General features: G+C 76.8%; 10 protein-coding genes. 7 read left to right on the top strand and 3 right to left on the bottom strand.

The genetic code is table 11. From position 1 onward, the window contains the following. Nucleotides 1–222 precede the first annotated feature (222 nt). From ACIPW5_RS38550 to ACIPW5_RS38540, 3 genes are all read left to right on the top strand, one after another. Nucleotides 223–1,200, top strand: coding sequence for a transcriptional regulator (locus ACIPW5_RS38550; RefSeq protein WP_401255792.1), 978 nt, complete (start codon nucleotides 223–225; stop codon nucleotides 1,198–1,200). Nucleotides 1,201–1,250: 50 nt separating this feature from the next. Then, nucleotides 1,251–2,183 (top strand): oxidoreductase, encoded by a 933-nt coding sequence (locus ACIPW5_RS38545; protein ID WP_401255789.1) that lies wholly within the window; start codon nucleotides 1,251–1,253, stop codon nucleotides 2,181–2,183. A 169-nt stretch (nucleotides 2,184–2,352) separates the two neighbouring features. Beyond that, complete coding sequence (locus ACIPW5_RS38540) at nucleotides 2,353–3,762, top strand: FAD-dependent oxidoreductase (RefSeq protein WP_401255786.1); 1,410 nt, start codon at nucleotides 2,353–2,355, stop codon at nucleotides 3,760–3,762. A 161-nt stretch (nucleotides 3,763–3,923) separates the two neighbouring features. Here the strand turns inward: ACIPW5_RS38540 and ACIPW5_RS38535 are convergent, their stop codons facing one another. Together ACIPW5_RS38535 and ACIPW5_RS38530 are read right to left on the bottom strand one after the other, a co-directional pair. Next, complete coding sequence (locus tag ACIPW5_RS38535; protein WP_401255784.1) at nucleotides 3,924–4,808, bottom strand: trypsin-like serine peptidase; 885 nt, start codon at nucleotides 4,806–4,808, stop codon at nucleotides 3,924–3,926. A gap of 89 nt (nucleotides 4,809–4,897) precedes the next feature. Beyond that, complete coding sequence (locus tag ACIPW5_RS38530; RefSeq protein WP_401255781.1) at nucleotides 4,898–5,443, bottom strand: DUF3710 domain-containing protein; 546 nt, start codon at nucleotides 5,441–5,443, stop codon at nucleotides 4,898–4,900. Between the two features lie 271 nt (nucleotides 5,444–5,714). On the opposite strand from ACIPW5_RS38530, the gene ACIPW5_RS38525 reads away from it, so the two are divergent. Both ACIPW5_RS38525 and ACIPW5_RS38520 read left to right on the top strand, forming a co-directional pair. Beyond that, entirely contained in the window at nucleotides 5,715–6,869 is a 1,155-nt protein-coding gene (locus ACIPW5_RS38525; protein ID WP_401255778.1) for a hypothetical protein, read from the top strand. Continuing rightward, nucleotides 6,850–7,518: an O-methyltransferase gene (locus ACIPW5_RS38520; protein WP_401255775.1), complete on the top strand. Its 669-nt coding sequence runs from the start codon at nucleotides 6,850–6,852 to the stop codon at nucleotides 7,516–7,518. Before ACIPW5_RS38525 ends, ACIPW5_RS38520 begins: the two co-directional genes overlap by 20 nt. Before the next feature lie 33 nt (nucleotides 7,519–7,551). Here the strand turns inward: ACIPW5_RS38520 and ACIPW5_RS38515 are convergent, their stop codons facing one another. Further along, nucleotides 7,552–8,076, bottom strand: coding sequence for a hypothetical protein (locus ACIPW5_RS38515; RefSeq protein ID WP_401255773.1), 525 nt, complete (start codon nucleotides 8,074–8,076; stop codon nucleotides 7,552–7,554). Nucleotides 8,077–8,256: 180 nt separating this feature from the next. On the opposite strand from ACIPW5_RS38515, the gene ACIPW5_RS38510 reads away from it, so the two are divergent. After that, nucleotides 8,257–9,492: a hypothetical protein gene (locus tag ACIPW5_RS38510; RefSeq protein WP_401255770.1), complete on the top strand. Its 1,236-nt coding sequence runs from the start codon at nucleotides 8,257–8,259 to the stop codon at nucleotides 9,490–9,492. Beyond that, entirely contained in the window at nucleotides 9,489–11,525 is a 2,037-nt protein-coding gene (locus ACIPW5_RS38505; RefSeq protein WP_401255767.1) for a hypothetical protein, read from the top strand. The genes ACIPW5_RS38510 and ACIPW5_RS38505 overlap by 4 nt, the downstream gene beginning before the upstream one ends. The last annotated feature ends 5 nt before the right edge of the window (nucleotides 11,526–11,530 follow it).

The following is an 11,530-nucleotide window of genomic DNA, read 5'->3' as shown; positions in this document are numbered from 1 at the left end:
CCCCGCGCCTCAAACGCCGGCGAGGCTGAATCAGCCCCGCCGGCGTTTGAGGCGCGGGTCCGGGCAGCGCCCGGGGAACGGTGGAAGGGCGGGTAGGGGACCCTCGCCCCGCGCAGCGGCGGCGGCACCGCCCCCCCGTGCGGCCCGCCGCCAGGGGCGGGGGATGATCGGGGCGGCAGCCCCGGACCCCCGGGGCGCGGACACGGCAGGGGGCGTCACACCGTGGGATGGTGGCGGATCGACACCGACGCGCTCGCGCGCAGCCGCTTCGTCGTGTCGCCCCTCGCCGAGACCACCGCCGCCCTCATGGCCCTGGAGCGCCGCACCCCCGCCCACCCCGCCGAGCGGACCTGGCTCGCGGACCGGCTCCCGCACTACCGGGCCCACCTGGCCGCCGAGCCGCTCACCGCCGCCCTGGTGCGCGCCGCCCTCGGGCGGCTGTGGATCGCCGGGTACCTGACCCCGCCGGCCCACCGCGACGGCCGCGCCTTCGCCGAGGAGCTCGCCACCGTCCGCGCCGCCCCCGACGCGGTGGTCCGCACCGACCTGCGCGCCGCCACCGGCAGGCTCCCCGAGGGCCTCGACCGGGCGCGCGGCCTCGGCCCCAGGACGGCCGAACTGCTGGAGTGGGTCTGGGAGGAGGCCGTACGCCCCGACTGGGAGCGGCGCCGCCGGATCGCGGAGGCGGACGTGCTGCTGCGCACCGCGCAGCTCGGCCGGGAGGGCTGGGCGGCGGCCCTGTCGGGGATGCGGCCGGGCATGGCCTGGCTGGGCGGCGGGCGGCTGCGGGTCAACCTCCAGCAGCGGCGGCCGCGCGAACTGTCGGGGGAGGCCGGGCTGGTCTTCGTACCCGTGACGCACGCCCACGGGTGGGTCGCCTGGACCGGTACGCACCGCCACGCGCTCGTGTACCCCTGCGCGGGCCAGCTCGCCCAGACGGGTCCCGGGCCGGCCGCGCCGCAGGCGCTCGTACGGCTGCTGGGGCCGGTGAGGGCGCGGGTGCTGGTGCTGCTGGAGAGCCCGAAGTCCACGACGCAGCTGGTGGCGCTGACCGGGTACAGCCTGGGGGCGGTCGCCGGGCAGCTGAAGGTGCTGCTCGCCGCGGGGCTGGTGCTGCGCCGGCGGGCGGGCCGCAGCGTCCTGTACAGCCGGGTCGCGGCCGGGGACGTACTGGTGTCGGCCGCGGGTACCCCTGAGTAGGGTGGGCCGCGCGACGGCCCGAGGAGGCGGCCGCGTCCGAGGAGGCTGCAGTGACCGGCTGGAACGCCACCCGCATACCCGACCAGAGCGGCCGCACCGCCGTCGTCACCGGCGCCAACAGCGGCATCGGCCACGTCACCGCGCGGGAACTCGCCCGGCACGGCGCCACCGTCGTCCTGGCCTGCCGCAGCGCCGCCCGCGGCCGGGCCGCGCTGAACCTGCTCCGGGGCGAAGTGCCGGGCGCCCGGGCGGAGTTCCTGGAGCTGGACCTCGCCGACCTGTCCTCCGTACGGGAGTTCGCGCGGGCCTTCACCCGCCGCCACCCCGCCCTCGACCTGCTGGTGAACAACGCCGGGGTGATGGCCCTGCCGTACGGGCGGACCGCCGACGGGTTCGAGACCCAGTTCGGCGTCAACCACCTCGGGCACTTCGCGCTGACCGGCCTGCTGCTGCCGCGGCTGCTCGCGGCCGCCCCCGGAGCCCGGATCGTCACCGTGTCGAGCGGCTTCCACGTGCTCGGCCGGGCCGGCGCCGAGGGCCCCTTCGGGAGCGAGGAGCACGACTACCGCCGCTGGACGGCCTACGGCCGCTCCAAGACCGCCAACCTGCTCTTCACCCACGAACTGGCCCGCCGCCTCACGGCCGCCGGCTCCCCGGTCACCGCCGCCGCCGCGCACCCCGGCTACGCCTCCACCAACCTCCACGCCGGAGCCGCCGCCCTGGAGGGCCGCAGCCCGCTCTCGCGCGTCCTGGCCCTCGGGAACGCCGTCCTCGCCCAGCCCGCCGCCTCCGGCGCCCTCCCCACCCTGTACGCGGCCACCGCGCCCGGGGTCCCGCAGGACGGCTTCTTCGGGCCCCGGCTCGGCTGGCGCGGGGCGCCCGTACGCTCCTGGCGGGCCGGCTGGACCCTCGACGACATGGCCGGAGAGCGGCTCTGGGCCGCCTCGGAGAAGTCCACGGGCATCACGTACCCGCCCCTGTAGCCCCCGGCCGCCCGGCCGCGCCCGGGTCGCACACCCCCTCCGGCTGCCCCCGCACGCGCCCCCGGCCGCCCCCTCCGCAACGTCCGCGCCCCCGCCACGCCCCGGCACGCAACCGTCCGCCCCGGCCGGGGCCTGACCCGGGCCGCCCCGGCGGCCGGACACTCGTCCCATGGACGACACTCCGGACAACCACACAGAATCCCCCGGGGACCACGCCGTGGTCCTCGGGGCCGGCCTGGCCGGGCTGCTGACGGCACGGGTCCTGGCGGGCCGGTTCGCCCGCGTCACCGTCGTCGAGCGGGACGAACTGTCCCTGCACGGGCCGGAGTTCCGCCCCGGCCTGCCCCAGTCCCGGCACGCGCACGTGCTGTGGGCGCGCGGTGTCGAGCTGATGGAGCAGCTGCTGCCCGGCACCACCGCCGAGCTGCTGGCGGCCGGCGCCTCCCTGCTGGAGTCGCCCCGCGACTTCCTCTGGCTGAGCCCCGCCGACTGGTTCCGGCCCGTACCGGGGGCCGGGGTGCTGATCGGCAGCCGGGAACTCCTCGACTGGACGCTGCGCCGCGCCGTGCTGCGCGACGGCCGGGTCCGGATGCTCGGCGGCCGGCTCGCGACCGGGCTCGTCGGCGGGGCGGACGGCCGCTCCGTCACCGGCGTGACCCTGCGCGACGGCGGCCGGCTCGCCGCCGCGCTCGTGGTCGACGCCACCGGCCGCACCTCCAAGGCCCCCGCCTGGCTGGCCGCCCTCGGCTACCCCGCCCCGGCGGTCACCTGCTACGACTCCCACCTCGGCTACGCCAGCCGCCCGTACGCCATCCCCAAGGCCGTGCTGGACGACCCGCAGCGCCGCTGGCACGGGATGTACGTACAGGGCCGCCCGGACAGCCCGCGCGGGGGAGTGCTGGTGCCGCTGGAGGGGGACCGCTGGCTGGTCACCCTGATCGGCAACGGCGAACACGCCCCGCCCACCAAGGACCCCGAGTTCCTCGGCTTCGCCCGCACCCTGCGCAGCCCCGCCCTCTACGACGCCATCCGCGACGCCGAACCGCTGGCCCCGCCCACCGGCTTCCGGGCCACCGCCAACGAGTGGCGCCATTACGAGCGAATGGACCGCTGGCCCGAGGGCCTCCTCGTCGTCGGCGACGCGGCCTGCCGCTTCAACCCGGTCTACGGGCACGGCATGACGGTCGCCGCCATCACCGCCCAGGCCCTCGGCGACGCCATCAGGGGCCTCGGCACCGCGCAGATCCCGGCACAGGCGCGCCGCGTCCAGCGGCACACCGTCACCGCGGCGAACGTCGCCTGGCAGATCGCCACCAGCGAGGACCTGCGCTACCCGGGCACCGAAGGCCCACCGCCGGACCGCGCGACCCGCGTCCTCCAGGCGTACATGTCCCGCGTCATGGCCGGCGCGAACACCGACCCGGCCATCTCTGCCCCGTTCTTCGGCGTCCTCTCGCTCTCCACCCCGCCGAACGCCCTGCTCGCCCCGGGCACGATGCTCCGCGTCCTGTCGAAGTGGCGCCTGCCCACCTCACCCCGCACCACGGCGTCCTACCCGCCGCACCACGGGCCGGTCTAGGCCGTCTCTTTCGGATCTTGCCGGTTGAGCCCGCGTCGTCCGGTGCCGTGCATCGGCGCGTTGGCGGGGCGCCCTTGTACTGGACGTACTCGGGTGCTCCGCCAACGCGGCGAGGTGCGGTGCCGGGCGGCGCGGGTCAGGCTAGATCCGGAAGAGACGGCCTAGTCCCGGACGGCCCGCTCGTAGAGCTCGCGCACCCCGTCCCCGAAGTAACTGCTGTACGAGGTCACCTCGTCCCCGCCACCGTCGCGGCCGCCTATCACCCCGATCAGGGTTCCGGCTGCGGTCAGGACGGGGCCGCCGCTGGTCCCGTTGGGCACGTCCGCGCAGTCCAGCCGCAGCTGCGTGGACCCGGCGGCCACGGCCGTGTTGGCGCACCCCAACGGCTGCTCGGCGTCGTTGGGGTAGCCCACCAGCCGTGCGGGGGAAGGCAGTTGCTGCCCGAACCGGACGGCGTGCGCCCCCGTGACGTCCTCCAGCCGCTGCCCGGGATGGCCCGGTCGCCGTACCCGGATGAACGCCACGTCGTAATCCGGATCCGCCGACGACACCCACCGCGGGTCCACGTCGATCCGCGTCGGCACCCACACCCCGAACGGGGCCTTCCCCTCGGCGTACCCGGGCACGAACGCCAGATTGGTCCGGAACCCGCGGCCGTACACGCAGTGCGCGGCGGTCACGACGAGGTCCCCGTCGGCGGAATGCACCACGCTCCCGGAACAGTGGTGCTCGTCGTCCCAGTCCATCCCGGGCGAGAACAGCGCCCCGATGGCCGGCTCCGGCTCGACGTCCGCGGCTTCGAGCGGCTCGGACGCCTTCCACTCCGCCCCGTCCGCGGCCCTCCGCTCCCCACCGCCCTCGACGAGGGTCTCCAGGGCCTTCGCCGCGGTCTCGTCCCCCACCTTCTCGCCCTGCACGTAGCTCCCGCGGTCGGCGTCCCCCACGGCGACGGTCCCGAACCGCCCCACCGCGAAGCCCACCCCGGCGACCACGAGCGCACAACAGACCCCGGCCAGCACACACACCCGCACGGCCCTGCCCGTCATGCCCCGCTCCCGAAGATCGCCACCCCCGCCCAACGCCCCCGTCCGCCCACGGGTTCCCGCCCGGAACGTGTCCGTCCTCACACCGCGGGTCAGTCGGGGAACCTGAGCGGAATCGCCCGGCCCGCCCCGCGCGGCACGCTCGGAGCCCAGTCGGCGGGGGAGGTGGAAACGGCTGCCGCGTCCCCGTGGAACGAGGGGTCCACCACCACGCCCTCGAAGCACCGGTACGCCCAGTCGTCACCACTGTCGTGCTGCGCCACCGTTCCGCCCGCCACGCCCCTCAGGAGCCACCCCGGACCGTCGCGTCCGATGAACCGCACCGTCACCCTGTCCCGCCCGCGGACGTCGCTGACGACCGGCACCACCGCCCTGAGCTCGACGCCCGCGGGCCCGGTCCGCCGCTCGGCCTCGCCGCCACGGGCGCGTACGTCCGCTTCGAGCCGGGTGCAGACGCTCTCCCACTCCGGCCCTCCGAACGTCCTGTAGGCCTGGAGCTGCAGGGTGGCGGTCGTGTCCCGGAACAGGACCGCCTCGAGGAGCTCCCCGCCGGACCAGGACCGGTTGAGCTCCACCCGGCTCACTCCCGCGCGCGGGACCTTCAGCCCACCGAGGTCGAGCAGGTCCACGACACCCATGCCGCCATCCCCCATCAGCCGCTTCGCCGGATCCGGCGGACCCGTCACCGGAGTCTGCCAGGTCCGCCCACGGGCGCGGGCGCACCCGGTGGGGCCCCGGGGCCGACGGCCTGCGGTGCTCCTGTGGGGGATCGAACGGGCCGCGGGGCGGAAGGGTTCCCTCCTGCCGTGTCCCGGCCGGGGGTGGCGTCGTTGTGCCCCTGAGGGCTCCCGGGGCACCGGTCCGCCCCCGTCCCGGTAGCCGCCCGAACGCACAGGGGGAGACGCGCGCATGCCCCTCGAACCGCCGTACCCCGCACTGCCCCTCGACGCCCCCTGGGAGCGTCCCGGCATCGGCGCCACCGCCGCCGACGGGCCGCCGGGGCCGTGGCACCTGCCGTGGGACCGGCTGCCGCCCGCCGAAGCCGCCCGGACGCGGGAGGGGCTCGACGGCCGGGCGTACGAGTTCCAGGCGTCCGACGCGGCCACCGGCGGCCCCGTGCGGCGGATCTTCACCGGGGCCCGGCTGCGCGCCGACGCCGAGCAGACCGCCCGCCTGCTCGCCCCGTACGCGCCCGAGGCCATCGTCAGCTTCGCCCCGCCCCGGTACGCCTACGGGGCCGCCGCGACCGTGCTGCTGCCCGCCGTGACCGGGCTGCCCGTGTGGTTCTGGCCCGCCGGGGACTGCCCGCCGCCCGCCGTCCGGGCCCGCCGGATCGCCGTCGTCGCCATCCCGGCCGCCTTCCGGGCCCTGGCCCGACACCCCCGCTGGACCGACTCCTTCGAGCAGCTCACCTTCCTGCACGGATCCGCCGAACTCCCGCCGGAGGCGCGCCGGTTCGCAGCCGATGCCCGTACCGTGCTCATCGAGCTGCTCGGCTCGACCGAGACCGGCTCCGTCGCCCACCGCACCGGCTGGGACCCGGCCGGGCCCTGGACCCTCCTCGACGACGTCGCCTTCGCCGCGCCCCGCACCGGAGGGGAGGGCCCGCTCACCGTGACGGGACCGCGGCTGTCCGCCCTCCCCGACGGCAGCCGGCCCGACCGGCACGAGATGGACGACGTGGTCCGCCGCCTCGGCGACCGGCTGTTCCTGCGCCTCGGCCGCCGCGCCCAGCTGGTGCGGATCAACGGGGTCCGGCGCGACCTGGGAGCCGTCGCCGCCCGGCTGCGCGCCGCGCTCCCCGGCGCGGACGTGGCCTGCGTACGCGTCCCAGGTCCCGCCGGCCCGCCGCACGGGGAGGCGTACGACGTGCTCGTCGCCGGCGGCGGCCCCCTGACGGCGGACGGCGTACGGGCGGCCGCCCGCGGCCTCGGCGCCGAACCCCGCCTGGTGCGCCTCGTGGAGCGGATCCCGCGCGACCCCCTCGGCAAACCCCTGCCCGCACAGCCCGCCCCGCCCGAACGGCCCCGAGAGGACGTACGCCGTGAACCTGAAGCCCGATGAAGTGAAGACCGTCCCCCTCACCCCCGAGGTGTACGCGTACCTGCTCGCCCAGGCCGAACCGCAGAGCGAGGTCCAGCGGCGGCTCGTCGAGCGCACCCGCGCCCTCGGGGACCGGGCCGTGATGCAGATCCCGCACGAGCAGGGCGTCCTCCTCACCCTCCTCGCGAAGCTGACCGGAGCCCGCCGGATCGTGGAGGTCGGCACCTTCACCGGCTACTCCACCCTCGCCCTCGCCGCCGGCCTGCTCCCCGGCGGGCAGGTCCTGACCTGCGACGTGTCGGCGGAGTGGACGGAGATCGCGCAGGAGGCCTGGAAGGAGGCCGGGCTCGCCGACCGGATCGAGCTGAGGCTCGCGCCCGCCCTGGAGACCCTCCGCGCCCTGCCGGCCGAACCGGTCGTCGACCTGGTCTTCCTGGACGCGAACAAGGACGGCTACCGGGACTACTGGGAGGAACTGGTGCCCCGCGTACGGCAGGGCGGCCTGCTCCTCGCCGACAACGCGCTCTTCGGCGGCGACGCGGCCGACCCGGAGGCACAGGGCCACGGCCGGGCCGTCCGCGCGTTCAACGCCCACGTCCGCGCCGACGACCGCGTCGAGTCGCTCCTCCTCCCCGTCGCGGACGGCCTGATCTTCGCCCGCAAGATCTGAGCCCGCCGTTCGAGGGCCGTCAGTCGTCAGTCGTCAGCCGTCGTCCGAGACACCGAGGTCGTGGCGCATGGCGGTGCGCATCGCCTTCAGGGTCTCCCACACCGCGAACTGGGCGGCGGCTGCCGTCTCCATCGTCTCGCCCGGCCCGGGGGCGTCCCGTTCCAGTCGTTTGACCTGGCCGTAGACCCCGTTCAGGGCGTGGTTGACGGCACCCGCCGTCACGAGCACCGCGTCCGGGGCGATCATCTGCGCCTCCGCATAGCGGTCGCGGTGCGCGCTCTTCGCCGCGTCGAGCGCCTCCCGGTCGGCGTCCTGCACGGCGCGCTCCCGCATGACGTGCAGGTGGTGGCTGAGGGCGGTGGTGAACTGCCGCGACTCCCGGTTGAGTTCGGCGTAACAGGTGCGCCGGAGCGAGCGGCTCTCGCGAACCTCCTCCTGCGTCCGGACGAGTTCCAGCTCCCGCCGCTTCGCCCGCTCCGAGCCCCGCTGGGTCAGCAGCGACGCTCCCAGCGTTCCCGCGACCCCCGCCACCGCGATGACCACCGAGTTGAGATCCACCCACCCACTCCGTCGAGTCCCCCGGCCCCGTGCCCGACGCACACGGCCCGGCCGTCAAGTGTGCCCCGAAGTGCGGCCGGACAGGCGCGGCGGGTGGCCGAAGCGGGCGTTCCGTGGGCCGGGTCGCGTGCCCGGCGCTATCGTGCCCGCGGGGGAGAGCGACGAGGGGGCGGTGCGGTCATGCGGTTTCTGTTCGTTCACGGTACGGGGGTGCGGCGGGAGCGGCACGACGCGCTGTTCGGGCTGGTGCGGGAGCGGCTCGGGGAGCGGTTCCCCGGTGCGGAGGCCGAATCCTGCTTCTGGGGCGAGCGGTTCGGCGCGGAGCCGGGCGCCGGCGCACGCTCCGTACCCGGGGCGCCGGAAGGGCCCGACGGGGGCGACGAGGCCGCCGAGTGGGGGCTGCTGCTGGCCGACCCGCTGTGCGAGCTGCGGGTCCTCGCCGAGGCCGGCTGGGCCGGGGAGGGCGAAGGCGGCGACCCGTTCGCGATGCCCGGCTTACGTCCCGCCGGGGAAGGCGTGACGGAGCTGCTGCACCGGCTCGCCGAAACCTCCCGGGGCCCCGGCGACGGCCCCGACGAGCTGCGCGCCCTGCTGGACGGGACCGGCCTCGCCGCCGGGTTCCGGCCCGCCCTGGAAGCCGCCGCCGGCTCCGCCGAAGCGGCCCGCGCGGCCGCCCGGGCCACCGCCGAACCGCAGGCCCGCGAGCTGGCCACCGCCCTCGGCCGGGCCGTCACCGCCGGGGCCCTCGCCGCGGCCGGGGCCGACGCCGACTGCACCGCCGCCGAACGGGACCGGCTCGTCGAGCTCCTCACCACCCGCCTCGGCGGCGGCGCCCGCGTCCCCGGGGCCCGCGCCGCCGCCGTCCTCGGCCGGCTCGCCCTGCGGGTCACCACCCAGCCCCTGCTCAACGCCTGGCGGGGCTCCCTCACCACCGGCGCCGCCCCCGCCCTGGGCGACATCCTGCGCTACCAGGCCAGGGGCGCCGGCCTGCGCGCGTACCTGCACGAGCGGATCACCGCCCGGCCGGGCCCGACCGTACTGATCGGCCACAGCCTCGGCGGCGTCGCCCTGGTGGACCTGCTCGCGCTGGCCGCCGCCGACGGCACCCCCGTACCCGGCGCCGAACTGCTCGTCACCGTCGGCTCGCAGGCCCCGTACCTCCACGAACTCGGCGCCCTCACCGCCCTCGCCCCCGGCGGCCGGCTCCCGTACGGCTTCCCGCGCTGGCTCAACGTGTACGACCGCCAGGACGTGCTCTCCTACCTCGCCGGACCCGTCTTCCCCGGCGACCCCCGCGTCACCGACCACGAGACCGTCAGCCGCCAGCCCTTCCCCGCCAGCCACAGCGCCTACTGGAAACAGCGGTCCCTCTACGAGCGCATCGAACGGGCGGTGAACGAAGCGGGGATCGGGTGACGGCCCTCGGCCGGCCGCACCCCGACGTGGACCCCCGGCGCACCTTCGCGCTCGTCGCGGGCGTCGAGCGGTACGAGATCAGCCACCACTGGAACCTGCGCGGCCCCGCCCGCGACGCCCTGCGCTTCGCCCGGTGGCTGACCGGGCCCGGCCAGGTGCCCGCCGCGAACGTCCGGCTGCTGCTGTCCCCGCTCGACGACCCCGACACCCTGGACTGGTCCGCGTCCGAGGGCCTGGCCGCGCTGCGGACCGCCCACCGGCCCGCGACCGAGGCCAACGCCCGCACCGCCCTCCTCGACGAACTCCCCGCCTGCGACGGGGACTTCCTGTGGATCTTCTGGGCCGGGCACGGCTACCTCGGACGCGACCGGGAGCTGATGCTGCCCTGCGCCGACGCCCGCCCCGGCCAGATCCGCCACCTCAACCTCGACTCCGCGCTGCGCTGGTGGCGCACCGACCTGGTCGCCCACCGCAGGTTCCCCCTCCAGGCCGCACTGGTCGACGCCTGTCGCGTCGACGCGCCCCGCGACAGCCGCTGGAACTTCGGCAGCGCCGACTACGGCGGCGGCCACACCGTCCCCGGCCGGCGCCAGTTCCGGCTGTACGCCTCCCGGGAGGGCGAGGCCGCGCAGAACGACGCCGAACGCGGCGCGGGCCGCTTCACCGAGGCCCTGCTCGGCGAGCTCGGCGAACGGTCCGTGGCGGAGGGCGCCGCCGTCCTGCCCGACGCGGCCCGCAGCATCCACCGTGCCTTCCGGGGACTGCGCGACCGCGGCGAGGGCTGGCAGCTGCCGCAGTTCCTCGTCGACCGCGACTGGGACGCCAACTCCTTCCTCGACTTTCCGGGCGACGGACCGCCCGGACCGTCCCTGCCCGGCGCCCCCCGCCTCGACCAGGCCGGATGGGACGGCCTCGGCGCGCTCTTCGAGGGCCGCGACCTGCCGCGCTGCGCCTACGAGGCCTACGCCTGGGCCTTCAAGGCCGCCGGCTGCACCACCCCCGTCGACGGCGGGCTGCCCGCCGACACCCTCCTCGACGTGGTCGCCGACCTCGACGAACGGCAGGGCGGCCGGAGCGGGATGCCGCTCGCCGTGCCCTTCGTGCACTTCCTCGCCGACCGGACCGCCCGCCCCGGCGGCGGTCCCGGCGGCGGACCGGAGGACCCCGACTGGGCCGAGGCCCTCGCCCGCTGGGTACGCGCCACCCGCGACCGGCTCGGCCTGCCCGTCCTGCGCCCGCCGCCCGCCCCCGCCCGCCGGACCACCCTGCACGTGCGCCTGGAGTCCCCGCCCGGCGGCGGGGACGGCCTGCTGGCCCGGATGTGGCTGCGCGGCGAACGGACCCGCCACGTGTGGGAGTCGGAGGGCAGCCCCGTACGCCTGGACGCCGTGCGCGCCGAACTCGTACGCCGCCTCGCCGAGGGCGCGCCCGGACCCGGGCAGCCGTACGGGGGCATCGGGCGGGTCGAGTTCCACGTCCCCTACGAACTGCTGGAGACGGACTTCGACCAGTGGCCCGTCCCCCGCGGACCCGCCCGCCGGACCCGCCCGCTCGGCACGGTCTGCGAGGTGGTGGTGCGCTGCCCGCAGGAACGCGAGGACACCCGCGCCGAATGGCTGGCCAAATGGCGCTGGCTGCACGTCCGGGACGGCCGCCACCCCGAGGCCGTACGGCTGGTCGAGGACGCGGACGTCACCGACGCCCTCGGCATGCGGCTGGGGGCCCGGCCCGCACCCGGCTGCGTCCTCGGGCACGTCTCCGGCCACCGTACGGACGCCCTGCTGGACGCCCTCCTGGAGGGCGGGGTACCCGTGGCGGTGTGGCGGCGCGGCGGCGGCGCCCCGGCCGGCGGACTCCCCGCGCTGCTCGCCCCCGACGCCGGGCCGGGGGCGCCCGCGGTGTTCGAACTGCCCGCCCGCGTACGCGAAGTGCGCCGGGCGGCCGCCGCCCAGGACCCGCCGGGGGAAGACCGGTTGGTGCTGCTGTGGGACGATCCCGACGACACGGTCGACCTCCGCTCCCTGGCCACCTGACCCCG

Source organism: Streptomyces sp. NPDC090077 (assembly GCF_044747545.1).
Taxonomy (GTDB): Bacteria; Actinomycetota; Actinomycetes; order Streptomycetales; family Streptomycetaceae; genus Streptomyces.
Note: the sequence above shows the minus strand (reverse complement) of the source record. Positions and strands in the feature narration are given on the sequence as shown.

Coding starts and splice junctions, on each gene's coding strand:
- ACIPW5_RS38540 (WP_401255786.1), top strand. CDS start 2,353: ATGGACGACACTCCGGACAACCACACAGAATCCCCCGGGGACCACGCC.
- ACIPW5_RS38535 (WP_401255784.1), bottom strand. CDS start 4,808: ATGACGGGCAGGGCCGTGCGGGTGTGTGTGCTGGCCGGGGTCTGTTGT.
- ACIPW5_RS38530 (WP_401255781.1), bottom strand. CDS start 5,443: ATGGGTGTCGTGGACCTGCTCGACCTCGGTGGGCTGAAGGTCCCGCGC.
- ACIPW5_RS38525 (WP_401255778.1), top strand. CDS start 5,715: ATGCCCCTCGAACCGCCGTACCCCGCACTGCCCCTCGACGCCCCCTGG.
- ACIPW5_RS38510 (WP_401255770.1), top strand. CDS start 8,257: ATGCGGTTTCTGTTCGTTCACGGTACGGGGGTGCGGCGGGAGCGGCAC.